The organism is Halomonas dongshanensis (genome assembly GCF_024790395.1).
GTDB lineage: Bacteria > Pseudomonadota > Gammaproteobacteria > Pseudomonadales > Halomonadaceae > Vreelandella > Vreelandella dongshanensis.
On sequence record NZ_JAJISC010000003.1, the window covers coordinates 24339 to 47603 of the forward strand.

22 protein-coding genes and 6 tRNA genes are annotated in these 23265 nt (G+C 61.0%); 19 read left to right on the forward strand and 9 right to left on the reverse strand.

What is annotated here, in order from left to right; genetic code table 11:
* Positions 1-43: 43 nt before the first annotated feature.
* Entirely contained in the window at positions 44-625 is a 582-nt protein-coding gene (locus LLY24_RS06910) for a FlgO family outer membrane protein (protein WP_259035560.1), read from the reverse strand.
* Between the two features lie 4 nt (positions 626-629).
* Positions 630-1319, reverse strand: a complete 690-nt coding sequence (locus LLY24_RS06915) for a hypothetical protein (RefSeq protein ID WP_267135246.1) — start codon at positions 1317-1319, stop codon at positions 630-632.
* Between the two features lie 255 nt (positions 1320-1574).
* Here LLY24_RS06915 and LLY24_RS06920 point away from each other — a divergent pair, with 255 nt between their 5' ends.
* From LLY24_RS06920 to LLY24_RS06930, 3 genes are all read left to right on the forward strand, one after another.
* The gene (locus tag LLY24_RS06920; RefSeq protein WP_259035561.1) at positions 1575-2615 is read left to right on the forward strand and encodes an OmpA family protein; all 1041 of its coding nucleotides are present in this window, start codon (positions 1575-1577) and stop codon (positions 2613-2615) included.
* Positions 2616-2739: 124 nt separating this feature from the next.
* Entirely contained in the window at positions 2740-4584 is a 1845-nt protein-coding gene (gene ilvD, locus LLY24_RS06925) for a dihydroxy-acid dehydratase (protein WP_259035562.1), read from the forward strand.
* Positions 4585-4650: 66 nt separating this feature from the next.
* Positions 4651-5700, forward strand: a complete 1050-nt coding sequence (locus tag LLY24_RS06930; protein ID WP_259035563.1) for an oxidoreductase — start codon at positions 4651-4653, stop codon at positions 5698-5700.
* A 128-nt stretch (positions 5701-5828) separates the two neighbouring features.
* Here LLY24_RS06930 and nudE read toward each other — a convergent pair whose 3' ends face one another.
* Positions 5829-6443: an ADP compounds hydrolase NudE gene (nudE, locus tag LLY24_RS06935; RefSeq protein WP_259035564.1), complete on the reverse strand. Its 615-nt coding sequence runs from the start codon at positions 6441-6443 to the stop codon at positions 5829-5831.
* Between the two features lie 97 nt (positions 6444-6540).
* Between nudE and yrfG the strand changes: the two genes are divergently transcribed.
* The 5 genes from yrfG to LLY24_RS06960 all read left to right on the forward strand — a co-directional run bounded on the left by yrfG (position 6541) and on the right by LLY24_RS06960 (position 11724).
* A complete protein-coding gene (yrfG, locus tag LLY24_RS06940; protein ID WP_259035565.1) occupies positions 6541-7230 on the forward strand; it encodes a GMP/IMP nucleotidase in 690 nt (229 codons plus the stop codon).
* Between the two features lie 3 nt (positions 7231-7233).
* Complete coding sequence (hslR, locus tag LLY24_RS06945) at positions 7234-7635, forward strand: ribosome-associated heat shock protein Hsp15 (protein ID WP_259035566.1); 402 nt, start codon at positions 7234-7236, stop codon at positions 7633-7635.
* A gap of 65 nt (positions 7636-7700) precedes the next feature.
* Complete coding sequence (hslO, locus tag LLY24_RS06950; RefSeq protein WP_259035567.1) at positions 7701-8606, forward strand: Hsp33 family molecular chaperone HslO; 906 nt, start codon at positions 7701-7703, stop codon at positions 8604-8606.
* A 313-nt stretch (positions 8607-8919) separates the two neighbouring features.
* Complete coding sequence (locus LLY24_RS06955) at positions 8920-10476, forward strand: phosphoenolpyruvate carboxykinase (RefSeq protein WP_259035568.1); 1557 nt, start codon at positions 8920-8922, stop codon at positions 10474-10476.
* Between the two features lie 216 nt (positions 10477-10692).
* On the forward strand, positions 10693-11724 hold the full coding sequence (locus tag LLY24_RS06960) for a quinone-dependent dihydroorotate dehydrogenase (RefSeq protein WP_259035569.1): 1032 nt from the start codon (positions 10693-10695) through the stop codon (positions 11722-11724).
* A gap of 101 nt (positions 11725-11825) precedes the next feature.
* Here the strand turns inward: LLY24_RS06960 and rmf are convergent, their stop codons facing one another.
* Entirely contained in the window at positions 11826-12032 is a 207-nt protein-coding gene (gene rmf, locus LLY24_RS06965; protein ID WP_259035570.1) for a ribosome modulation factor, read from the reverse strand.
* Between the two features lie 343 nt (positions 12033-12375).
* Here rmf and rlmKL point away from each other — a divergent pair, with 343 nt between their 5' ends.
* Together rlmKL and LLY24_RS06975 are read left to right on the forward strand one after the other, a co-directional pair.
* Complete coding sequence (rlmKL, locus tag LLY24_RS06970; protein ID WP_259035959.1) at positions 12376-14547, forward strand: bifunctional 23S rRNA (guanine(2069)-N(7))-methyltransferase RlmK/23S rRNA (guanine(2445)-N(2))-methyltransferase RlmL; 2172 nt, start codon at positions 12376-12378, stop codon at positions 14545-14547.
* Positions 14544-14879: a glutaredoxin family protein gene (locus LLY24_RS06975; RefSeq protein ID WP_259035571.1), complete on the forward strand. Its 336-nt coding sequence runs from the start codon at positions 14544-14546 to the stop codon at positions 14877-14879. Before rlmKL ends, LLY24_RS06975 begins: the two co-directional genes overlap by 4 nt.
* Before the next feature lie 36 nt (positions 14880-14915).
* On the opposite strand, the gene LLY24_RS06980 is transcribed toward LLY24_RS06975, so the two are convergent.
* Positions 14916-15197: a hypothetical protein gene (locus tag LLY24_RS06980; RefSeq protein ID WP_259035572.1), complete on the reverse strand. Its 282-nt coding sequence runs from the start codon at positions 15195-15197 to the stop codon at positions 14916-14918.
* A gap of 108 nt (positions 15198-15305) precedes the next feature.
* On the opposite strand from LLY24_RS06980, the gene pdxB reads away from it, so the two are divergent.
* Complete coding sequence (gene pdxB, locus LLY24_RS06985) at positions 15306-16451, forward strand: 4-phosphoerythronate dehydrogenase PdxB (RefSeq protein WP_259035573.1); 1146 nt, start codon at positions 15306-15308, stop codon at positions 16449-16451.
* 72 nt (positions 16452-16523) lie between these two features.
* Here pdxB and htpX read toward each other — a convergent pair whose 3' ends face one another.
* The 4 genes from htpX to msrB form a co-directional block, all read right to left on the reverse strand.
* Positions 16524-17429: a protease HtpX gene (htpX, locus tag LLY24_RS06990; protein ID WP_259035574.1), complete on the reverse strand. Its 906-nt coding sequence runs from the start codon at positions 17427-17429 to the stop codon at positions 16524-16526.
* Between the two features lie 95 nt (positions 17430-17524).
* The gene (locus LLY24_RS06995; protein ID WP_259035575.1) at positions 17525-18772 is read right to left on the reverse strand and encodes a pyridoxal phosphate-dependent aminotransferase; all 1248 of its coding nucleotides are present in this window, start codon (positions 18770-18772) and stop codon (positions 17525-17527) included.
* Between the two features lie 93 nt (positions 18773-18865).
* Positions 18866-19822: a ribosome biogenesis GTPase YlqF gene (gene ylqF / locus LLY24_RS07000; RefSeq protein WP_259035576.1), complete on the reverse strand. Its 957-nt coding sequence runs from the start codon at positions 19820-19822 to the stop codon at positions 18866-18868.
* Between the two features lie 105 nt (positions 19823-19927).
* Complete coding sequence (gene msrB, locus LLY24_RS07005; RefSeq protein WP_259035577.1) at positions 19928-20326, reverse strand: peptide-methionine (R)-S-oxide reductase MsrB; 399 nt, start codon at positions 20324-20326, stop codon at positions 19928-19930.
* 286 nt (positions 20327-20612) lie between these two features.
* Between msrB and LLY24_RS07010 the strand changes: the two genes are divergently transcribed.
* From LLY24_RS07010 to LLY24_RS07045, 8 genes are all read left to right on the forward strand, one after another.
* Positions 20613-20688: transfer RNA gene (locus tag LLY24_RS07010), tRNA-Glu, on the forward strand.
* Positions 20689-20715: 27 nt separating this feature from the next.
* A tRNA-Gly gene (locus tag LLY24_RS07015) sits at positions 20716-20790 on the forward strand.
* A 93-nt stretch (positions 20791-20883) separates the two neighbouring features.
* Positions 20884-20959, forward strand: a tRNA-Glu gene (locus LLY24_RS07020).
* Between the two features lie 42 nt (positions 20960-21001).
* Positions 21002-21076, forward strand: a tRNA-Gly gene (locus LLY24_RS07025).
* A gap of 94 nt (positions 21077-21170) precedes the next feature.
* Positions 21171-21246 (forward strand) — tRNA-Glu (locus LLY24_RS07030).
* A gap of 18 nt (positions 21247-21264) precedes the next feature.
* Positions 21265-21339, forward strand: a tRNA-Gly gene (locus LLY24_RS07035).
* A 201-nt stretch (positions 21340-21540) separates the two neighbouring features.
* Positions 21541-22479: an ABC transporter ATP-binding protein gene (locus LLY24_RS07040; RefSeq protein ID WP_259035578.1), complete on the forward strand. Its 939-nt coding sequence runs from the start codon at positions 21541-21543 to the stop codon at positions 22477-22479.
* The gene (locus tag LLY24_RS07045; protein ID WP_259035579.1) at positions 22476-23249 is read left to right on the forward strand and encodes an ABC transporter permease; all 774 of its coding nucleotides are present in this window, start codon (positions 22476-22478) and stop codon (positions 23247-23249) included. Before LLY24_RS07040 ends, LLY24_RS07045 begins: the two co-directional genes overlap by 4 nt.
* The last annotated feature ends 16 nt before the right edge of the window (positions 23250-23265 follow it).

The following is a 23265-nucleotide window of genomic DNA, read 5'->3' on the forward strand; positions in this document are numbered from 1 at the left end:
TTCTTGGTAGGAACAGCGCCACCATAATCGAGCGCTCGCGCGGTTACCAGCCCCCGGTACCTTCAAGCAGGCTGCGTGTGTTGTTGTTGAGCGGCAGACGAAAGTCGGCGCTGCCCAATACCATGGCATCGCCCGCGCGTACTACCCGCGCGCTAATGTAGACGTAGTCTAGCCCTTGGGCGTAAGTGCCCATCAAAATCGAGCGCGCATTGTGCTGCGAACTGAGACGCTGTACCTGGCGGGAGAGAATCAGTTCGCCAACGTTCTCCTCGATGAACAGGCTATCGCGCATCTTGACCTCGCGCACCTGCATGCCTTGTCGCGCCAGCGCTGAGGCCATGATTTCGGAGGTGATACGCCCAAGGGTCGACGATTGGCTTAGATTATCGATGCTGACAAAGGTCGCTGCAATCATCGGGCTATAGCGCGTAAGGTCAGGGTTGCTTGCAATCATCTGCTCGGCGGCGCGTTCGGCCAGCTCGGAAAGATCGGGCTCCGGTGGTAGAGGCGGGGAGGCTTGCGTAGCGCAGCCTACCGTGGACAGCAGTAGAGCCAGCACCAAGAACGCCTGTGCGCCGCGATGAACATAGCGATAAACGACGCGAGCAGTAAAAGTCAGGTCCATGGGATTACCAAGTGTCGGTGACGGAAACGGAGGGCGTGACGGGCGCACGCGGTACCAGGTTTGGCGCGTACTGGCGTCGGTCGCCCGCGTTGATGTAGTAGATGTTGGACGAAGAGTATAGGATCCGCTCACCGTCGACGATACGCGTGGTGACGATGATCTCTTCGTTCCCCGTATAGGTCCAACTGCCACTGGTAACATCGGCAACGGCAGCAGCAGGAATTAGCCCAAGCGCAGGCTCGCGCCAGTGGTTGATGGGCAGCGTGGCCACGGCGATACCCGCTGTGAGAGCGGTAAAGGCGCCTACTGGCGGGCGCACGAACCCACGATCGCGATGTTGTACCACGCCTACGTCGATTTCGACCGTAGCGGTGTTGTCACTAGGGGCGGTCATTACGTTGGCGCCGCGAGTGACGAGCTCGCTGGTGAGCAAGGCGCGAAAGCCACGGTCAAACTCGCCGCCACTATAGGCCGAAAAAGCGCCTTGCGCCGGTGGCGCGATATAGAGGTCACGAAAACGCACGCGCTCGCGAGTGAGGATCTTATCGGCCTCGTGGCGAGCGAGTATCTCCCAGTGGTGTGCCGCCTGCATGCGCTGCTGCTCAGAGTAGGGATAGGTAGTCGCGATGGGCGCTTGGCTGGTATTGGCGTAAAAGCAGCCACCGAGTGAGAGCCCAAGCGCTGCCACGAGCAAGATTTGGCTACTAAGCCTCCAGCACCCAGCGCCGTGTGACGTAAGAAAACGAGGTAAAGAGCGAAAAAGGGTCGGCACCTGGAAGTTCCTTCTGGCTTCGAAACGGCGTTGAATAGGCTACGCTGCCTGCCTGAGGAAGTATCGGCCGCTAGCGGTAATACTTGAATGGCCTCGAGTGAGATGCGTGAAGGCCGAGTGTGAAGCTAGGTGTAAAAACTAGGTGTAAAACGATGTGTAACGCGATGTATAAAAACCATGCTTGAAGACCACCGCAGCGGACCGCGCCACGATGGGCTGATGTCGGCGTACCACGACGATGATAGCAGCGGCTGGATGGTGAGCTACATCGATATCATGACCCTTTTGGTCGCGCTGTTCGTCGTCATCGTCACCGCCAGCGGGGCGGCGCACTCGACGTCCTCAAGCGAAGAGGCCGCCAGCATCGAGTCACCGGCGGGCCTTGCGCCCTATGCCATTAGCGCAGCGTTGGGGGTAGCGGGGCGGCCACGCCTAGCGCCGGTGGAGGCGCCTATGAATAAGCTGCGGGCGCCGGTCACCCTTGAAAGCGATGTAGTTAGCCCTCCTAGGCTACTGGCGCTGCCCGAGCGCACCGAGCAGCCCCCACTCCCGGAATCCACCGTTGCCGCGCGCCCGCTGCCGACGATATTGCTGCCAACGGATCTCACTGACACGGACGTTGCCACACCGGCAGAATCGCTGGCCCTGGCGCCTTCATTGTTAGCGACGTTGCCTCTCGCTGATTACGTGGTGCTGCTCACCGATCGGCCGCCAGTCAACGTCGAGCCGGTCGCGTTCGAGGCGCTGGATGAAGCGGCGCTCGAAGCTGCCGCGGCGCTTGCGAATGCGCAGGTTGGTTCATGGGAGCAGTCGCTCTATCTGCCCAATTTGAATGGAGTGGAGGTATCGCGGGTGGCCGAAGGGATTAGTCTACGGGTGCAGGATCGGTTGCTGTTTCCCTCTGCCGAGGCTGAGCTCACTCAGACGGGCGATGAGTTGGTAGCAAGCCTACTGGAGACCATTCAGCGCTTCGAGGGCGACGTTTGGGTAGAAGGGCACTCGGATAGCCAGGCTATCAATACGCCGCGCTTCTCCTCTAACTGGGCGTTATCGAGCGCGCGGGCCATTGCCATCGTCGAGGCGCTGGTGCGCGCCGGGGTCGACCCGGCACGGCTGCGCGCCGTGGGGCTTGCCGATACCCGCCCGCTTGAGGCCAACGATACGCCCGAGGGGCGCGCACGCAATCGTCGCGTCGAGGTGGTGATCCACGTGGAGTGAGTTTGCCCCGATTCTATGGCCGCTTGCACCTAGTCTGAGGCCAGCGCTCATGCCACAATCGGCAGGCGCTGGATTCACATACCGCCCCTGACCGTGCGGGCGGCATCAAATAGAAGAGGACATCATGCCCGAGTATCGTTCCCGTACTACCACCGCTGGCCGCAACATGGCGGGCGCTCGCGCGCTGTGGCGCGCCACTGGCATGAAGGATGACGATTTTCATAAACCGATCATCGCCGTCGCCAACTCCTTCACTCAGTTCGTGCCCGGGCACGTACACCTGAAGGACATGGGCCAACTCGTGGCACGCGAGATCGAAAAGGCGGGTGGTGTGGCCAAGGAGTTCAACACCATCGCCGTGGACGACGGTATCGCCATGGGTCACGATGGTATGCTCTACTCGCTGCCGAGCCGCGACATCATCGCCGATAGCGTCGAGTACATGTGCAACGCCCACTGCGCCGACGCCCTGGTGTGCATTTCTAACTGCGACAAGATCACCCCCGGAATGCTGATGGCCGCCATGCGCCTCAATATTCCGGTCATTTTCGTTTCCGGTGGCCCCATGGAAGCGGGTAAGACCAAGCTTCTGGATCACGGCCTCGATCTGGTCGATGCCATGGTCATGGCCGCCGACGATAGCGTCGACGATGAAACGCTGGCCGAAGTCGAGCGTAGCGCTTGCCCCACCTGCGGCAGCTGCTCGGGCATGTTCACCGCTAACTCGATGAACTGTCTGACCGAAGCGCTGGGGCTAGCCCTGCCGGGCAACGGCACGACGCTTGCCACCCACGCCGATCGTCGTCGTTTGTTCGAAACCGCCGGGCACCGTATCGTCGAGTTGGCCAAGCGTTACTACGAAGGCGAAGAGGCGCATCTCTTGCCGCGCGCCATTGGCTCCAAGGCGGCGTTCAAAAATGCCATGACCCTGGATATCGCCATGGGCGGCTCTACCAACACCATCTTGCACCTGCTAGCAGCGGCGCAAGAAGGCGAAGTCGACTTCACCATGGCCGACATTGACCGCCTCTCTCGCGAAGTGCCGCAGCTGTGTAAGGTGGCGCCCAATACCCAGAAGTATCACATCGAAGACGTTCACCGCGCCGGTGGCATCATGGCGATCCTGGGTGAACTCGATCGCGCAGGCGTGCTGGATACCTCTGTGCCTACGGTTTACGGCGATAGCCTGGCCGCAGCACTCGAGGAGTGGGACATCATGCGCTCACCCAGCCCTGAGGTCGTCGAGTTCTTCAAGGCGGGGCCGGGCGGTGTGCCGACACAAACCGCGTTCTCGCAAAGCGCGCGCTGGCCGAGCCTGGATGGTGACCGCGCTACCGGCTGTATTCGCGATCTCGAACATGCGTTCTCCCGCGAAGGCGGCTTGGCCGTGCTGTTCGGTAATATCGCGCTCGAAGGCTGTGTGGTGAAAACCGCAGGGGTCGATGACTCCATTCTGGTCTTCGAAGGTCGTGCTCACGTCGTCGAGTCGCAAGATCAGGCGGTTGCAGATATTTTGGTCGGCAAGGTGAGCGAGGGCGACGTCGTTGTCATCCGCTACGAAGGCCCGAAGGGCGGCCCCGGTATGCAGGAGATGCTCTACCCCACCTCCTACCTCAAGTCCAAGGGGCTGGGTAAGGCGTGTGCGCTACTCACCGATGGGCGTTTTTCCGGTGGCACTTCTGGGCTCTCTATTGGCCACGTATCGCCGGAAGCGGCGGCAGGCGGCGCTATCGGGCTTGTCGAGCAGGGCGATACCATCCTGATCGACATTCCCAACCGCGCGATCAACGTTCAGCTCACCGATGCCGAGCTTGCCGCCCGCCGCGAGGCGATGGACGCCAAGGGTAAAGAGGGCTGGAAACCGGCAGCGCCCCGCCCGCGCAAGGTAACGCCTGCGCTCAAGGCCTATGCGCTACTGGCCACCTCCGCCGACAAAGGGGCGGTGCGCGATCTCTCCAAGCTGGACTGAGTGCTTGGCTGAGCGTAAAGGACGCGCGATTGAACACGGATCGATCAACCAAAAGTAAGGAATGCTATGAAGGCAGTCGTCAACGTAGGCCTGATCGGCTACGGTTTTGCGAGTAAAACCTTCCATGCACCCCTGATCCAGGCCACGGAAGGCCTGGCATTGACCGCCATCGTATCGAGCGATGCGGCCAACGTGCATAAGGACTTTCCCGATATCGACGTCGAGGCCGACGCCAACGCGCTCTTCGCGCGCGTGGATATCGACCTCGTCGTCATCCCCACGCCCAACGATACCCACTTTGCCCTGGCCAAGGCCGCGTTGAACGCGGGCAAACACGTGGTGATCGATAAGCCTTTTACCGTCACGCTGTTCGAAGCCAAGCAGCTCAAGTCGTTGGCCGTGGCCAAAGACTGCCTGCTCTCGGTGTTTCATAACCGCCGTTGGGATAGTGACTTTCTCACCCTCAAGGCGTTGCTGGCCGAGGGTACTCTTGGGCGCATCACCGGCTTCGAGTCGCGCTTTGACCGCTTTCGCCCTGAGGTTCCCGACCGCTGGCGCGAAAACGGTATGCCGGGGAGCGGCCTTTGGTACGATTTAGGCCCGCACCTTCTCGATCAGGCCTGCGAACTTTTTGGAATGCCTACGGCGATTTTGCTGGAGCAGGGCGCACGCCGCGACGGCGCCAAGGCGGATGATGACTTTCTCGCCCTGCTCGAATACGACGGCCTGCGCGTTACCCTGAGTGCCGGCACCTTGGTGGCCGAGCCCACGCCGCGCTACCGCGTGCACGGCACCCAAGGCGGCTACCTGAAGTTCGGGCTAGACCCACAGGAAGCGCGGCTGAAAGCAGGCGAGACGCCCATGCCACACTGGGGCGCGGATGCCCCAGGCGAGCTATTGGTGAACGCGCAGGCGAGCCAGACGCTCGAGCGCCGTGAACACCCTACGCTACCGGGTGACTATTTGGCGTATTACCAGGGCGTGGCAAGTGCCGTGCGCCTTGGTGAGCCGCTACCGGTGAGCGTGGACGATGCCCTGCGCTGCATGACGCTCTTGGAAGCGGGGCTTGATAGCTACCGCCAGCGCCGCTGGATCGCGCTCAAGCTCAATCCGTAAGGGGCTTGAGGCCCCAACATGCTTCTCTAAACGCTGACGCCTCGGGCTGCTCAATCACAGCTCGAGGCGTCTGGCGTCTTATCCTAGATTTAATATGACGTGCTCTTTGATTAATTAGGTCAGATTAATTAGAGCAGATCCGGCATCTGCTGGCGCCGCTCTTCGCGCAGGCGATCGCGGGCGATGAAAAGCGCAGCGATAGCGCGCGCTTCGTGGAAGTCCTCGCGCAGCAGCAGTGACGGCAACGACTCCAACGGATGCGTTTCGACGATCAACGGTTCGGGCTCATCGCCCGGCAGACGCTGAGGGTAGAGGTCGGTGGCCAGCACCACCTGCATGCGATGATGCATGTAGTTGGGCGCCATGGAGAGCTCTGCCAGCGGCTCGATGCGGTGCGCGCCGAAGCCGCACTCTTCCATTAGTTCGCGGTTGCCCGCGGTGATCAAATCTTCGCCTGGATCGATCAGCCCCTTGGGCAGGGTCAACACGTAGTCCTCGAAGCCTGCGGCGTATTCGCGAATCAGCAGCACGTGATCTGGATCGGGCATGGCGACGATCATCACCGCGCCATTGCCGCTTCCGCTCAGCCGCTCGAAGACCCGCTCCGCGCCGTTGGCAAAACGCAGCGACAATGATTCGACGTGAAAGAGGCGGCTACGGGCAACACTCTCGCGCGCCAGAATGCGCGGTTTTTGCGGGTAGCCGGATGTCGGTTCTCCCGCGGATGCATCATGTTGGGACATCGTGCCTCCGTGGCTGCGAAAAAGGGGTTGAGCTACAATAGCACGCCTACTCTTTAACTCTACTCTTCAACATCACTCTTCAAGCACTGGAACGGCGATGATCGATTGGCGTGACATAGACACCGTACTGCTGGACATGGATGGAACGCTGCTGGATCTGCACTTCGACAGCCATTTTTGGCTCGAGCACCTGCCCCGGCGCTATCGCGAACTCCACCAGTTGGACGAGGCCTCTCAAGAGGCGCTGCGCGAGCGCATCGTCGGTGAAGCGGGCACGCTCAACTGGTACAGCCTAAGCTACTGGAGCCGCGAGCTCGACGTCGATGTGGTCGCCTTAAAGCGAGAAGTGCAGCACTTGATTGGCCTGCGCGGCGACGCGCTAGACTTTCTCACTTGGCTCAAGGCGTCGCACCCCAGAGTGGTGCTGGCGACCAACGCCGATCGCGCAAGCCTGGCGCTCAAATTGCCGCTCACAGGCCTTGAAAACTACCTCGATGCCATCATCTCATCAGAAGACGTGGGGGCAGCCAAAGAGGAGCAGGCGTTCTGGATGGCGCTTCAAGCGCGCGAACCCTTCGACCCAGCGCGTACGCTATTCATTGACGATAACCCGCAGGTGCTCGAAAGCGCGCGCGAGTTCGGCATCAAGCATCTCCTTGGCATCCGTAAACCCGACAGCCAGCGGCCGGAGAAGGAGCTCCAAGCCTTCATCGCTCTCGACCGCTTTGCCCAGTTGCTGCCCCAGGACCTGCCCGCCTCACACGCGCTTTCCGAACCAAAGGAGTAAGGCATGAGTGATAGCGATCGCCAGGACGTTCGCCTGGATAAATGGCTCTGGGCCGCGCGCTTTTTCAAGACCCGTGCGCTGGCCAAGAAGGCCATCGAGGGCGGTAAGGTGCATTACGATGGCGCCCGAGTGAAGACCAGCAAGAGCGTCGAGATGGGCGCGCTCATCCGGGTGCCACAGGGCTGGGACGTTTTCGAGGTGGAGGTCACCGGGCTTTCCGACCAGCGCCGTGGCGCCCCCGAAGCGCGCAAGCTCTACGCCGAGACCTCGGAGAGCGCTCAGCGCCGCGAGCGTGAGGCCGAAGCGCGGCGCTTAACCAATGAAGTAATGCAGCACCCGCTCAAACGCCCCGACAAAAAGCAGCGCCGCGACATCCAGCGTTTCCAGCGCCACCAGGGCGAATAGAGCCATTTAGAGCGCGCGCTTTTCTACTACCCGTGACACCCCTCTATTTCATACGGTATTCCACCATGTCCCATACAACGCCTCGGCCTGCTTCGCACGCCGATCAGATTCAGCGCTTTCTCTTCGACCAGACCAACGTGCGCGGCGAGATCGTCACCCTCGAAGCCGCCTACCGCGAAGTGCTCGACCGTCACGCCTATCCCGAGGCGATCAACCGCTTGCTCGGGGAGCTGTTGGCGGCCGTTGCCCTGCTCACCGACACCGTCAAGCTCGACGGCACCTTGAGCATCGAGGTGCGCGGTCAGGGCATGCTGTCGCTGTTGATGGCGGAATCCAACCCAGGTGGCGAGCTGCGCGCGATTGCACGCATCGCCGAAGACGCAGCGCTGCCCGATGTCGCCGCCGATTTTCGTAGCCTAGTGGGCGAGGGGCAGATCGTGATTACCCTCGACCCGCGCGAGGGGTATCGCTACCAAGGCATCGTGGCGCTGGATCACGCTACACTAAGCGGCTGCCTGGAAGCCTACTTTGGGCAATCCGAGCAGCTGCCTACAAGGCTCTGGCTGGCCGCCGATGGTGCCCGCGCCGGGGGCCTGCTGCTGCAGCGCCTGCCCCATGAGGCGCAAAATCAAGACATCGACGCCTGGGAGCGTAGCGTCCACCTTGCTGAAACCCTCAAGGACGATGAGCTGCTTGGCCTCGATCAGCGCGAAGTGCTTTACCGCCTCTACCACGAAGAGACGGTGCGCGTTTTCGAGCCCAAAACGCTGCGCTTTGGATGCACCTGTTCGCGGGAGCGCATGGCGGGGGCGTTGATCACTCTCGGCGCCGAAGAGCTGCGCGAAATTCTGGCCGAACAGGGCAGCATCGAGACCCAATGCCACTTTTGCCACACGAAATATCACTACAGCGCGGCCGAAATCGAAAATTTATTGGTCGACCCTAGCGCTCCCGCGCCGACCATTCACTGATTGTGTAGTCACTTGCAATCAAGGTGCGTAATGGTTGTATGACGAACGAAGCTTGCCATAGCAACGCTCTAGCGACGAAAGGCTAGCGACTGTTTGAAAAGTTACCGCACTGCAGCAAGAAAAAAGCCCTAATTGTAGTAGTTTAACTACAAAAAGGGCGCGCTAAGCCCCCGTTTTACGGGGGCTTTCTTTTTGCCATAATCCGTTTCGACTTCACACGCCCAGCCAGTTTGGTGCCGCTGGGATGCCTTTTTATGCTGGCGTCGATGACGCCCGGTAACGCGAGAATCGGCCGCTCGGCCTAGGAATCGACATGACCACGACTCAAGCCGCTCCCCAGATCCACGTCAACCTAAGTACCGCCGAACTGATCGAGCGCGCCGTGGCGCGGGGGGAGGGCCGCCTCTCCGCAGATGGCGCACTAGTAGTGAACACCGGTGTGCGTACGGGCCGCTCGCCCAAGGATCGTTTCATCGTCGATGAGCCTTCGACGCGTGACAGCATCGACTGGGGCAGCGTCAACCGCCCCTTCAGCGCCGAGAAATTCGAGGCGCTGTGGAACCGGGTCGAAGACCACCTGCAGTCGCGTGAGCACTTCGTGGCCGAGCTGCACGTGGGCAGCGACACCACTCACTATCTGCCCGTGCGTATCAACACCGAAACCGCTTGGCAAAACCTTTTTGGTCGTACCATGTTCGTGCGCCCTCAGGCGTACAATCCGGCGGGCAAAGAGGCCTGGACGATTCTCAACGCCGCAGGCTTCACCTGCGACCCCGAGCGCGATGGCACCAACTCCGACGGCACCGTCATCATCAACTTCGCCGCCAAGAAAGTGCTGATTGCCGGTATGCGCTACGCCGGTGAGATGAAAAAGGCGATGTTCTCGGTGCAGAACTTCCTCCTGCCCGCCGCTGATGTGCTGCCCATGCACTGCTCCGCTAACGTCGGCGAAGATGGCGAAACCTGCCTTTTCTTCGGTCTATCTGGCACCGGTAAGACCACGCTCTCTGCTGACCCTGCGCGCTTTTTGATCGGTGACGACGAGCATGCCTGGGGCGAAGGCATCGTTTTCAACATGGAAGGTGGCTGCTACGCCAAGTGCATCGACCTCTCCGAGAAGAACGAACCGGTGATCTGGAACGCCATTCGCTTTGGTACCGTGCTAGAGAACGTGGTGCTGGACGACCGTCGCGAGCCCGACTACGCCGACGATAGCCTGACCCAGAACTCGCGCGCGGCTTACCCGCTGGAGCACGTCGAAAAACGCGTTGCCGAAAACCTGGCCGGTGAGCCTAACGCCATCGTCTTTTTGACCTGCGACATGTCGGGCGTGCTGCCGCCGGTATCGGTACTTAGCAAAGAGGCGGCGGCTTACCACTTCCTCTCAGGCTACACCGCCAAGGTCGGCTCCACCGAGATGGGCTCTTCCGAAGGCCTGGCCGCTACGTTCTCCACCTGCTTCGGCGCGCCGTTCTTCCCGCGCCCGGCGCGTGAGTACGCCGATCTTCTGATCAAGCGCGTCGAGCAAAAAGACGCCCAGGTCTACTTGGTCAACACCGGCTGGACCGGCGGTGCTTACGGCGAGGGCGGTGCCCGCTTCTCGATTCCGACGACCCGCGCCATCATCAGCGCGATCCAGTCGGGCGTGCTGCGCGATGTCGAGACCAAGCACATCGATGGGCTCAACCTCTCCGTGCCGGTGGCCGTGCCGGGTGTCGATTCGAGCCTGCTCGACCCGCGCGATACCTGGCAGGACCGCGCCGCCTACGATCGTCACTTGGCCGAGCTCGCCGCCAAGTTCGTCGATAACTTCAAGAAGTTCGAGGGTGTCAGCGACGCCATCGTCAAGGCAGGCCCTCAGCTGGTTTGATTCTGCTGCGTGGCATCTTGATGTGACGTGCTTGTATGACGTGCTTGTGTAGTACAACGCCTCGGCCAACGCCGGGGCGTTTTGCTTGGGCGATGACGCCGCCGTGTGACTATGTGAGGCGTAAACGTCGCCGCCGTCTAGGTGCTTGCGCTATACTCGCCTCCCTTTTTCTCGATGACGCTTCATCGAAGATCGATCAGCCAGCCGGAGAAGACGATGTACACCTTGGCGCGTTCACTGCTGTTTCGCCTGGACCCTGAAACTTCCCACGGGCTGGCGCTCAAGGGGCTCGATCTTTTGCATCGCACGGGCGGGGCGGGGCGGCTCTATGGCCCGAAGGTGAGCGACCCGGTTGAACTCATGGGGCTGCGTTTTCAAAACCGTGTGGGCCTGGCTGCCGGTCTCGACAAGAACGCCGATCACCTCGATGCGCTAGGGGCGCTCGGCTTTGCCTTCGTCGAAGTGGGCACGGTGACGCCGCTGGCGCAGCCCGGCAATCCCAAGCCGCGACTCTTTCGCTTGGCCGAGCATGGCGCCATCATCAACCGCTTTGGTTTCAACAATGCAGGGGTGGCGCATCTGGTCGAGCGGGTGAGGGCGCGCCACTACCAAGGCATCGTGGGCATCAACATTGGCAAGAACCTGACCACGCCGGTCGAGCGCGCCCTCGACGACTACCTGACCTGCCTCGAGGCGGTACATGGCTGCGCCGACTACGTGACGGTCAACGTTTCGTCGCCCAATACGCCAGGGCTACGTACGCTACAGTTCGGCGAACAGCTGGATGCGCTGCTTGCCCCCATTCGCGAGCGCGCCACTGCCTTGGATGATGCCGCCGGACGCCGCGTGCCGCTACTGATCAAAATTGCCCCGGATATGGACGCCGATGAAGTCGCGCTGATGGCTCAGAGCATCGAGCGAAATCGCTTGGACGGCGTGATCGCCACCAACACCACGGTGGCGCGGGAAAGCGTAGCCGGTCACCCGCATGCCGATGAGGCAGGCGGGCTGTCGGGCCGTCCGGTCTTCGCTGCCTCGAACGCGGTGATTCGTGGGCTGCGCGAGCACCTGCCGACGCTTCCGATCATCGGCGTGGGCGGCATCGATAGTGGGGAAGCCGCGCAGGCCAAGATCAAAGCCGGGGCCGATTTAGTGCAGCTCTACTCGGGGCTGATCTACCGTGGCCCTGCGCTAGTGGGCGAGTGCGCTCGGGCGCTGAAAGATGGATGTAAGCAAACCGAGCGCTAAGACGCTGAGGACTGAATACGAAAAAGCCCGCGCGCAGCGGGCTTGATGGTACGACGCCAGTGGCGTCGGTAAAAATGAAACGCTACCCGATGAAGGGGCGGCTAAAGGACCATGGGATTTTTATGGATGCCCGAGACGCCGATCATGCCGTCCCATTGGTCGCCGCGCCCTTCGCGCCAACCGCTCATCCAGTATTCGCGTAAATTGATGTCGTGGCTAGGACAGTCGTCACGGGAGCGACCCGTAACACCGGCTTTATAGCCGTGTACATAAGCCCGCTGGAAGCGATCACGTTTCTGTCGTTTCATTGGCTAACCTCTTGTGTACGTTTGCGAAGTACGAAAGCCTTTGAGTCGAAGCGAGTCACGTCGAAATAGGGTTGAGTTCAAACGAACGTGGCCGATTTCGATATGACGCCAGTGAATCGCGCATGCCTGTCATAAGCCGGGCACTCACGTGCGGAACGGACAGCAGGCGCGCTGTTTTTACCAGTAGGGTCAGAGACCCTGACAAGCAACGCATGCGTTTTCGGTAGCTACACTTCTATTGTTAGCCCATGCTGGGGGCTGCTGTCGACCCCAAAATTGTCATCAGACGTAAACTCATTTGCAACATATAGGAATTACGCACACTTACCGTGCCAACATCGCCATGACCCAAGCCGCCTCGTTATCACTGCTGGCCACCTGCCCTAAGGGCATCGAAGGGCTGCTCGCCGAAGAGCTCACCGCGCTGGGCGCCACGCCCGGCAAAACCACGGTGGCAGGTGTCTACTTCGACGCCACCCTTGCGATTGCCTATCGCGTCTGCCTCTGGTCGCGCCTGGCCAACCGGGTCGTGCTGGTGCTGGCGCGCGCTCCTCTGATCGATACCGCCGAGCAGCTGCGTGACGCTGTCACCCAGCTTCCATGGCGTGAGCATCTAGCGCCGGGTAAAACCCTTGCGGTGGACTTTCACGGTAAGAGTGACCACATTCGCCACACCCGCTTTGGCGCGCAAACGGTGAAAGATGGCGTGGTCGATGCGCTGCAACTCGCAGGGCAGGCGCGGCCCAACGTGGATACCAAGACGCCGGACCTGCGCCTTTACGCTCATCTGCATCGGGCGAATCTCACTCTTGGGGTCGATCTTTCCGGCGAAAGCCTGCACCGGCGGGGCTATCGTCGCGACGTGGGTCACGCGCCCCTCAAAGAGAACCTGGCCGCGGCGCTGCTAGTGCGTGCCGACTGGCCGCGTCGCGCCAAAGCGGGAGAGGCGCTCATCGATCCGCTGTGCGGCTCGGGCACGCTGCTGATCGAGGCGGCGATGATGGCGGCCGACCAGGCGCCCAACTTGAGCCGTACTACCTTTGGTTTTCATGGCTGGGCCGGTCATGACGAAGCGTGTTGGCGCGAGCTGCGCCGTGAGGCCGAGGCGCGGGCATCGATTGGCCGCAAACGCTGCACGTGCCAGCTGTTCGGCTTCGATCAGAGTCCGGCGGCGCTCTCGGCGGCCAAGGCCAATGCCATGCGCGCGGGCATTCCTGCGTTGATTACGCTGAATGGGCAGGGGTTGGGGGCGCTTTCGCGCCCAGAAGCGCTCCAGGCCGAAAAAGGGCTTTTGATCACCAATCCGCCCTACGGCGAGCGCCTGGGCGAGCTGCCTGAGCTCGTCGCGCTTTACACCACTCTGGGTGAGAAGGCCAAGGCGCATTTTCCCGGCTGGACGCTGGCGCTTTTCACCGGCAACCCGGATCTGGGCCACCGCTTGGGGCTGCGGGCGCACAAACAGTACGCGCTGAAAAACGGCCCGCTGGACGCCAAGCTGCTGTTGATGGCCATCGACGAGCGCGCCGATGGCCCAACGCAGGCGGCACCGGCGGCGGTCGAGCGCTCCGAAGGCGCGCAGATGTTTGCCAACCGTTTGCTCAAAAACCGTAAGCGACTGAAGAAGTGGCTCAAGCAGAGCGGCGAGAGCTGCTACCGGCTCTACGACGCCGACATGCCGGAATACGCCTTCGCCGTGGATGTCTATGGCGCCCAGGTGCACGTTCAGGAGTACGCGCCGCCGCGCTCGGTCAACGCCGCCCAGGCGCAAAAGCGCCTTTATGATGCGTTGGCGGTGCTGCCTGAGGTGTTGGAGGTCAATCCTGCTCACGTTCACATCAAGCGACGCGAGCGTCAAATGGGCGCCTCCCAGTACCAAAAGCGCGACAGCAGCGGCGAGCGTTTCGAGGTGCGCGAAGGGCAAGCGCGGCTTTGGGTCAATCTGCGCGACTACCTCGATACGGGGCTATTTCTGGATCACCGTCCGGTGCGCCGTAAGCTTTTCGCCATGGCGCAGGGCAAGCGGTTCCTCAACCTGTTCTGCTACACCGCCACGGCAACGGTGCAGGCAGCGCTTGGTGGCGCGAGCGAAAGCGTCAGCGTCGATATGTCCAACACGTATCTTGACTGGGCCAAGGACAACTTCCGCCTCAACGGGCTAGATGAAACGCGCCATCGCACCGTGCGCGGCGACTGTTTCCAGTGGCTCGAAAACGCCACGGCCAGCTTCGATTTGATCTTTATGGACCCGCCCACCTTCTCCAACTCGAAGAAGATGCGCGACACCTTGGATATTCAGCGTGACCATCCGCGGTTGATCGAACTGTCGATGAAGCGGCTTGTTCCCGAAGGGACGCTGATCTTCTCCAACAACCAGCGCCGCTTCAGCCTCGACCCCGCACTTGTCGAGCGTTTCGACGTTGAGGAGATCACCGAGCGCACCTTCGACCCTGACTTTCAGCGCCGCGGCAACATGCATCACGTGTTCGTGCTGCGCCATAAACGTGGGGCAGCGTGATTCGGCTGACGCTCTACACCACGCTGGGTTGCCACCTGTGTTCGCTGCTAGAGGCCAACCTCGAACGTCTCGCCAATGCCGAGGTGGCACTGAAGCGTATCGATATTGCCACGAGCGCTTCGCTACTCGCGCTCTATGCTGAGCGGATTCCGGTCCTTATGGACGAGGCTGGCGCGATGCTCGAACGCGGCTTCGAGGCGCCGCGTTTGGCGGCGTGGCTGGCACAGCGAAATTGGCTCGATCAAAGCGTTTGGGCGCTTGAACGTGGCGCTAAGCGCGCCCCCAACGCGCCTACCGTGCATCGGGGGCGGCGTTACTTGAAAGCGCCTTGAGACGAACGCTTTGAGCTTTTCAGGAAGGACGCGCCCTCAAAGCTGATCGAGCAGCGACAGCTGGCGCATCGCTTCGCGCCCTTCGGGGCTGTCGTCGGCCACGTCGAGCACCTTGCGAAAGCCGCGCGAATTTTGAATGGTGGCTTCGTCTTCCAGCCACATGTCGGCCTGGTCGCGGCTATCGGCTAGCTGGTGCTTCAAACCGCCGAACTGCGTGCCGATCTGCCCCCAGGCGCGGCTGAATATCCAGTCGCCGAACATGTCCTGATGAATATGCACCAGCACATAGTCATGGTCGGTTTCCCAGCGTACGATCACACACATCTCCCTTGAACGAGTCACCCCTTGGGCGCGGCGGCGACATTGTAAAGCGCATTGCCGCCTGCGCCTATCTGTGGCGCTCTTCCACACCCCTAAGGAGCCAACGTGAAGCTAATTGCCGATGCCACCATTCCCGCCCTGGACGCCTGCTTTAGCGCCTTTGGCACCATCGAACGGCTGCCCGGGCGCGCCATGCGAGCCGAGCAGGTGCGCAACGCCGATGCCCTGATCGTGCGCTCGATCACGCCGGTCGATGCTGCGCTCCTGGAGGGTAGCAGCGTACACTTCGTCGGCACCTGCACCATCGGCACCGACCATCTCGATCTCGACTACCTCGATGCCCACGGCATCAGCGTGGCCAACGCGCCCGGCTGCAACGCCGAGGCGGTGGTGGATTACGTGCTCATGAGCCTGCTGACGCTGGCCGAGCGCGGTGGCTGGCGCCTGGGTGAGCGCTGCGTAGGCGTAGTGGGGGTGGGTAACGTCGGCGGGCGCTTGGTCGCGCGCTTGAACGCGCTGGGTGTCGAGGTGCTGTGCTGCGATCCGCCTCGTGCCGAGCGCGAAGGGGGCGACGGCTTTGTTGAGCTTGATACGCTGATCGAGCGCTGTGACGTGCTCTGCTTTCACGCCCCGCTGGTGCGTGAAGGCCCACACCGCACCCAGTACCTGCTCGATGCCGAGCGCATCGCGGCGCTGGCGCCCCATAGCGTGCTGCTCAACGCGGGGCGCGGTGACTGCATCGATGGTTTGGCGCTGCGCAATCGCTTGGCCGGGCAGAACGATTTGAGCGTAGTGCTCGACGTTTGGGAGCACGAGCCGGATATCGATGCGAGCCTGCGTGATCTCGTCGCGCTCGCCACGCCACATATCGCCGGGCACAGCCTGGATGGCAAGCTGCGCGGCACTTGGATGATCCAGCAGGCGCTAGCCGCACACCTTGGGCGTGACATCGAAGGCAGCTTTTCCGCGCTCTGCCCGCCCGCAGCGGTGCCTGCACTCACGCTCAGCCATGCATTGCCGGTAGAGGACGCCTTGCGACTGTGTATGCGTGCGGTCTACGACGTCCGTCGCGACCACGATAGCCTTCACCGCGAGGTGCTGATGCAAGGTATTCGCAAAGGCTTCGATCATTGCCGAGCCCACTACCCGCTGCGCCGCGAGTTCGCCACGCTGGAAGTAACGTTGGTGGGAGAGGCCGCTGAGCTTGCCAGCCCGCTACGCGCCGCAGGCTTTTGCGTCACGCTGGCCTGATCCTTTCGTCATGCCAAAATGCAGCAAGGCCCGCAAGCGGGCCTTGGTAGGACACAATCAAACGGCTAGGGCTTACTGACGGTAAGCCGCTTCCTTGAGGGCGCGAATCCGATCGTCCAGCGGCGGGTGGCTGGCAAATAGGCGCTCGGTGATCGAGCGCGTTTGGCCCTTGGTGATGGCGAGGGCACGCAGGGTGTCGGGCATCTGATCCGGCAGCTCAGTTTCGCTCTTGAGTCGGGCCAGGGCGTTGACCATGGCGCCGGTGCCCGCTAGGCGCGCACCCATGGCGTCGGCGCGGTATTCACGAAAGCGTGAGAACCAGGCGACGATGGCTGAAGCGACCAAGCCAAAAACGATCTCGGCGACGATGACCACGACGAAGTAGCCCAGAAAGCCAAGGCCACCCTCGCCGCCGCTGCGGCTTTTGAGGAAAGAGTCGACCAGATGCGCCACGGCGCGGGCGAAGAACATCACGAAGGTATTCACCACACCCTGAATCAGCGCCAAGGTCACCATGTCGCCATTGGCGACGTGCCCGATTTCGTGGGCAAGGACGGCGCGCACCTCTTCCGGGCGCATACGGTTCAGAAGCCCCGCCGAAACCGCCACCAGCGCGTCGTTCTTGTTCCAGCCGGTGGCGAAAGCGTTGGACTGCTGGGCGGGGAAAATACCCACCTGGGGCATCTTGATGCCTGCTTCGCGGGAGAGCTCGGCCACGGTGTCGACCAGCCACTTCTCCGTGGTGTTGGAGGGCGTTTCGATGATCACCGTGCCAGTGGAGCGTTTTGCCAACCACTTGGACATGAACAGCGAAATGATCGACCCGGCCATGCCGATAATGAAGCAAAACAGCAGCAGTGCGGTGAAATCGATGCCTTGGCCACGCAGGTAGCCATCTACCCCAAGTAGCTGCAGGGTGATACTGGCAACGAGCACCACGGCCAGGTTGGTCGCCAGAAAGAGCAGAATTCTCATCATCGGTCGGTATCTCCAGAGAGTGATGATATTACGTTGGTATAACGTTGGCCCACTGCCAGGGGCGCCTACTTAGAGTCGTTTCGCCACGTTCGGGTTCACTGACGGTAACGCGCCAAGAAGTTGGCGAAGCGGTCCAGGGCATCGCCTAGCTGATCCGCCCAGGGCAGCGTAACGATGCGCACGTGATCGGGTTCGGGCCAATTGAAGGCGGTGCCTTGTACCAGCAGGATCTTCTCCTGAAGAAGCAGATCGAGCACCAGTTTTTGGTCGTCCTTGATGTTATAGACCTTGGGGTCGAGGCGCGGGAAAGCGTAGAGCGCGCCCTTGGGCGTTACACAAGAGACGCCGGGAATGGCGCTTAGCTTTTCCACGGTAACGTCGCGCTGGGCCAAGAGCCGCCCGCCAGGCAGGATCAAATCATTGATCGACTGGTAGCCGCCAAGCGCCGTTTGAATCGCATGCTGGGCGGGCACGTTGGCGCATAGTCGCATGGAGGCGAGCATGGTCAGCCCTTGGATGAAGTCTTTGGCGCGCTGCTTGGCCAGCGTGCCGGAGATAGTCATCCAGCCCGAGCGAAAGCCAGCGCAGCGGTAGCTCTTCGACAGCCCGTTCATGGTGATTACCAACTGATCGTCGTCGGCCAGCGCCCCTGTCGCGGTATGCTCGACCCCGTCATAGAGAATCTTGTCGTAGATCTCGTCGGAGAACACCACTAGATTGTGCTGGCGGGCAATCGCCAATACCTCACGCACCACCTCCGGCGGGTAGACGGCGCCGGTCGGGTTGTTGGGGTTGATGATCACGATGGCGCGCGTGCGGCTGGTGATCTTGTCGCGAATATCGGCTAAATCCGGCGTCCAGTCGGCCTGCTCATCGCATAGATAGTGCACGGCATTGCCACCAGAAAGGTGTGCCGCAGCCGTCCAGAGGGGGTAGTCCGGCGCGGGAATCAACACTTCGTCGCCGTCGTTCAATAGCGCCTGCATACACATGACGATCAGCTCAGAGACGCCGTTACCGATGTATATGTCCTCGATACCGACGCCGGGAATCTCCTTGCGCTGACACTCCTGCATGATCGCCTTGCGCGCCGAATAGAGACCCTTGGAGTCGCAGTAGCCTTGGGCGGTCGGCAAGTTACGCATTACGTCCTGCAAGATTTCTTCAGGCGCCTCGAAGCCGAAGGGGGCAGGGTTACCGATGTTCAGCTTGAGGATGCGCTGGCCTTCCTCTTCCAAGCGCTTGGCGTGGTCGAGAACGGGGCCGCGAATGTCGTAGCAGACGTTGTGCAGCTTGTGCGATTTGCGCAGCGGCTGCGGCTCGTTAGGCAGCAAGGTGTCCATGCGGTGGGTATCCAAGGTGTGCGTGGCCGGGGTGGCGGCAGCACTCGAGATGCTTTTTCTAAAGAACCTCGAGCGCTGTCGCGCAAGACGCCATTATGCGTCTGAATTTGCTTGGTTGTCTTGGTCGTTTTCAACGGGCGGCGCGGGAATGTCGGCCGGGGTTTCGAGCGTAACGCGGCCGAGCTTGCCATCGCGCAGCTCGTGCAGCAGGACTTCGGCGCCGCGGTGCAAGTCGACTTCCCCGCCGGGGCGCAGCCCGCCCCGCTTTGCGGCGATCTCTTTGAGAATGGCGTGGCCGTCGAAGCCCGCCAGCGCGAGAAAGTCCGGCCGCTCGGGGCCGTCCGCGTCGATGGTCTGATCGTTCACCGGCGCCTCGTAAGCAGGCAGCGCCTTGAGCTTGTAGCGTGCCTTGAGTGCATCGGGATAGCGTTTGGCGAGCTCGGCGCTGGCGACGATGGCGACATCGCTATATTCGATGGCGGTATCGCGAATGGCGCCGCTCGCGGCCAGACGGTAGGCGCTGGCCTGGTCTTCGATCTTGGGCCACAGCACGCCGGGTGTGTCGATCAAGGCCACGCGGCCGTCGATGCGCACCTTCTGCTGGCGCTTGGTGACGGCGGGTTCGTTGCCGGTCTTGGCGATCTTACGCCCAGCCAAACCGTTGATCAGCGTCGATTTACCCACGTTGGGAATGCCCATGACCATCACCCGCACGTCGCGGTCGGCGCGAACCGCACCCGACAGCTCATGGCACAGCTTGGGAATTTGTTTGAGCTCGCGGGTATTGGTGGTGGTGATGGCGAGTGCGCGCATGTCTTCCTGGGCATCGAAGAAGGCGACCCACTCAGCGGTGCGTTCGGGGTCGGCCAGATCCGCGCGGGAAAGAATCTTCAGCACCGGCTTGTGGCGCGTCAGCTCGGCGAGCATTGGGTTGGCGCTAGAGTAGGGCAGGCGTGCGTCGAGCACCTCGATGACGACATCGATCTCCGGCAGCGCGTCCTTGATCTGGCGGCGGGCCTTGTTCATATGACCGGGGAACCAGCCGAGCATGGGTATCTCCTGCATGCATAAAAAAGCGGACGGCCATTCTACCAGAAAGGCCGTCCGCCATGAGGAGCACTGCGCGTAAGCCTCATTTAGGCTTAGCCGCTGCGCTTACTCGTCAGGGTGAAACTCCAACGCAACGGAGTTGATGCAATAACGCAGCCCTGTCGTTTGCGGGGGTCCATCAGGAAAGACGTGGCCCAGGTGGGCATCGCAGTGAGAGCACACTACCTCGGTGCGTACCATGCCGTGGGAGGTATCGGTATGCTCCTCGACGTGCTTTTGTCCCAGCGGGCGATCAAAACTCGGCCAGCCACAGCCCGCTTCGAACTTGTGCTCGTTCTCAAACAGCGGCGCATGGCAGCATACGCAGTGGTAGATGCCCTGCGCGTCGCGTACCTGATAGTCCCCGGTAAAGGGGCGCTCCGTACCTTTTTCGCGAGTGACGTGATACTGCTCTGGCGTGAGCGACTCGCGCCACTGCTCGGGAGTTTTTTCGATCTTGGCCATGGTCGCCTCCTTGGTCGGGCGGTAAGAAGGGAGAAGCGTTCTGCCTATACCACGTAAGGTGCTATGTAAGGTGCTATATCGATATGACCGCGCGCGGTGGTATGCGTTTCAGTGTATGTCAGGCGCGGGTAAATCCCCAATAGCGCTATTGCCCAACAGCTCCTTATGCGCACTTATATAGAGAAGCGCCTTGGTAAACAACTTATTAGCCAGGAGGTTGTGCCAGAGTGCTTGACAGAAAAATACCTGCTGGGTAATATACGCGCCACCTCGACGAGGCATCTACGTCCCATTCGTCTAGTGGTCTAGGACACCGCCCTTTCACGGCGGGAACAGGGGTTCGAACCCCCTATGGGACGCCACTTCGTTAAGGTGTGCGTCATCGGAATGCGGGAATAGCTCAGTGGTAGAGCATCGCCTTGCCAAGGCGAGGGTCGGGAGTTCGAATCTCCTTTCCCGCTCCAAAATGGTAGTTGGGTCCAAGTGCCTTGGGTCGTGAGCTGGAACGCCAGCCCGGTCGAATCGCCTTCCCCGCTCCAAAAAGCAATAGCTTATACGTCCCATTCGTCTAGTGGTCTAGGACACCGCCCTTTCACGGCGGGAACAGGGGTTCGAACCCCCTATGGGACGCCACTTTCGATGCGCAGTGCGGTAAACGAGAACAGCGGTTGCAGTGCGGGAATAGCTCAGTGGTAGAGCATCGCCTTGCCAAGGCGAGGGTCGGGAGTTCGAATCTCCTTTCCCGCTCCAAAATGGTCGTTGGGTCCAAGTGCCTTGGGTCGTGAGCTGGAACGCCAGCCCGGTCGAATCGCCTTTCCCACTCCAGAAAGCAACAGCTCAATACGTCCCATTCGTCTAGTGGTCTAGGACACCGCCCTTTCACGGCGGGAACAGGGGTTCGAACCCCCTATGGGACGCCATCTCGTCACTTCTTTCAAGCGGGAATAGCTCAGTGGTAGAGCATCGCCTTGCCAAGGCGAGGGTCGGGAGTTCGAATCTCCTTTCCCGCTCCAAGAATGCCCCCTCATTTCGATACTCGACGCTCACGGCCATGTGCCGCGATTTGGCGTTTCCGTTGTCCACGTGGCGCGCTTGACTGGTTTACTGGGTTGAAAAGGGTGTTCTGTGCCCCGATATCCGACTCCCTTGCGCGGCTATTTTGTTGGCCTGCTAATTTTTTATCGCGTAAACGCTTACTGAACAGGACGGTGTTCATGGCCGAACCGGCATTGTCTATCCGGGGCCTCACCAAGGTGTATGGCAACGGCTTCAACGCCCTGAAGGGCATCGATCTCGATGTTCAGCAGGGCGATTTCTTTGCGCTGCTCGGGCCCAATGGCGCGGGTAAATCTACCACGCTCGGCGTGGTCTGTTCGCTGGTGCAGAAGACAGCGGGGCAGGTGTCGATCTTCGGTATCGACATCGACCGTGACTTCGCCAATGCCAAGTACCAGCTCGGCGTGGTGCCCCAGGAGTTCAACTTCAACCAGTTCGAGAAGGTAATCGATATCGTGCTGGCCCAGGCGGGCTACTATGGTATGCCGCGCAGCGAAGCGCTGCCGCGCGCCAAGCAACTGCTCACCGAACTGGGTTTGTGGGACAAACGTAACGGCGGCGCGCGCATGCTCTCCGGCGGCATGAAGCGTCGTTTGATGATCGCCCGCGCCTTGATGCACCGCCCAAAGCTCCTAATTCTCGACGAGCCGACTGCCGGCGTGGATATCGAGCTTCGCCGCAGCATGTGGGAGTACCTGCGTCGTATCAACCAGGACGAAGGCACCACCATCATCCTCACTACGCACTATCTGGAAGAGGCGGAGAGTCTGTGCCGTAACATCGCCATCATCAATCATGGCGAGATCGTGCGTAATACCAGCATCCGTGAGCTTCTCGCCGAACTCGATACCGAAACCTTCCTGCTCGACGTGGCCGCACCCTTGAGCCAGGCGCCGGTGGTCGAAGGCTTCGAGGTGGGGCTTGCTGAGCCAACCCAGCTTTCGCTGGTGGTGCATCGCGGTCAAGAGATGAACCGGGTGTTCAACGCTTTGAGCGAGCAGGGTATCAAGGTCGTCTCGATGCGCAACCGCGCCAATCGCCTGGAGGAGATGTTCGTCTCCATGGTTAGTGAGCGCACTCAGGAGGCCCGCGCATGAATACGACGCAAACCCTGGTCGCACTCTGGACGCTGGTCTACAAGGAGATCAAGCGCTTTACCCGCATCTGGCCGCAGACGCTCTTGCCGCCGTCGATCACTATGGCGATGTACTTCATCATCTTCGGCAACCTGATCGGCTCGCGCATTGGAGCGATGGATGGCTTTAGCTACATGGACTTCATCGTGCCAGGGCTGATCATGATGTCGGTGATCACCAACAGCTACTCCAACGTGGCCTCGAGCTTTTTCTCCAACAAGTTCCAACGAAGTGTCGAGGAGCTGATGGTCTCGCCGATGCCCAATTGGGTGATTCTTTCCGGTTTCGTACTGGGCGGTATGGCGCGGGGCTTGGGTGTTGGCGCCATCGTCACCGTGGTGTCGCTATTTTTCACGCGCCTGAGCGTAGAGCATCCGCTCTTGACGCTGTTGGTGGTGGTGCTGACCTCGGCGCTGTTCTCGATTGGCGGCTTCATCAACGCGCTGCTGGCGGACAAATTCGACGATATCTCTATCGTGCCGACCTTCATTCTGACGCCGCTGACCTATCTTGGAGGCGTGTTCTACTCGATCTCGATGCTGCCGACCATCTGGCAGAGTCTGTCGATGCTCAACCCCATTTTGTATATGGTCAACGTCTTCCGCTACGGCTTTCTCGGCGTCTCCGATATCCCGGTGCTCTGGGCCTTAGCGGCCATCGCAGCCTTCATCATCGTGCTGTTCATTATTGCGCTTAAGATGCTCGAAGGTGGTAAGGGCATCCGTAGCTGATGCCTAATTGATGCGT

What these genes read in the sequence shown, in the direction of transcription:
- LLY24_RS06910 (WP_259035560.1), bottom strand. Translation starts at nt 625, where the DNA reads ATGGACCTGACTTTTACTGCTCGCGTCGTTTATCGCTATGTTCATCGC.
- rmf (WP_259035570.1), bottom strand. Translation starts at nt 12,032, where the DNA reads ATGAAACGACAGAAACGTGATCGCTTCCAGCGGGCTTATGTACACGGC.
- LLY24_RS06920 (WP_259035561.1), top strand. Translation starts at nt 1,575, where the DNA reads ATGCTTGAAGACCACCGCAGCGGACCGCGCCACGATGGGCTGATGTCG.
- ilvD (WP_259035562.1), top strand. Translation starts at nt 2,740, where the DNA reads ATGCCCGAGTATCGTTCCCGTACTACCACCGCTGGCCGCAACATGGCG.
- hslO (WP_259035567.1), top strand. Translation starts at nt 7,701, where the DNA reads ATGTCCCATACAACGCCTCGGCCTGCTTCGCACGCCGATCAGATTCAG.
- rlmKL (WP_259035959.1), top strand. Translation starts at nt 12,376, where the DNA reads ATGACCCAAGCCGCCTCGTTATCACTGCTGGCCACCTGCCCTAAGGGC.
- nudE (WP_259035564.1), bottom strand. Translation starts at nt 6,443, where the DNA reads ATGTCCCAACATGATGCATCCGCGGGAGAACCGACATCCGGCTACCCG.
- msrB (WP_259035577.1), bottom strand. Translation starts at nt 20,326, where the DNA reads ATGGCCAAGATCGAAAAAACTCCCGAGCAGTGGCGCGAGTCGCTCACG.
- LLY24_RS06955 (WP_259035568.1), top strand. Translation starts at nt 8,920, where the DNA reads ATGACCACGACTCAAGCCGCTCCCCAGATCCACGTCAACCTAAGTACC.
- LLY24_RS07045 (WP_259035579.1), top strand. Translation starts at nt 22,476, where the DNA reads ATGAATACGACGCAAACCCTGGTCGCACTCTGGACGCTGGTCTACAAG.
- LLY24_RS07040 (WP_259035578.1), top strand. Translation starts at nt 21,541, where the DNA reads ATGGCCGAACCGGCATTGTCTATCCGGGGCCTCACCAAGGTGTATGGC.
- htpX (WP_259035574.1), bottom strand. Translation starts at nt 17,429, where the DNA reads ATGATGAGAATTCTGCTCTTTCTGGCGACCAACCTGGCCGTGGTGCTC.
- LLY24_RS06960 (WP_259035569.1), top strand. Translation starts at nt 10,693, where the DNA reads ATGTACACCTTGGCGCGTTCACTGCTGTTTCGCCTGGACCCTGAAACT.
- hslR (WP_259035566.1), top strand. Translation starts at nt 7,234, where the DNA reads ATGAGTGATAGCGATCGCCAGGACGTTCGCCTGGATAAATGGCTCTGG.
- LLY24_RS06995 (WP_259035575.1), bottom strand. Translation starts at nt 18,772, where the DNA reads ATGGACACCTTGCTGCCTAACGAGCCGCAGCCGCTGCGCAAATCGCAC.
- yrfG (WP_259035565.1), top strand. Translation starts at nt 6,541, where the DNA reads ATGATCGATTGGCGTGACATAGACACCGTACTGCTGGACATGGATGGA.
- ylqF (WP_259035576.1), bottom strand. Translation starts at nt 19,822, where the DNA reads ATGCTCGGCTGGTTCCCCGGTCATATGAACAAGGCCCGCCGCCAGATC.
- LLY24_RS06930 (WP_259035563.1), top strand. Translation starts at nt 4,651, where the DNA reads ATGAAGGCAGTCGTCAACGTAGGCCTGATCGGCTACGGTTTTGCGAGT.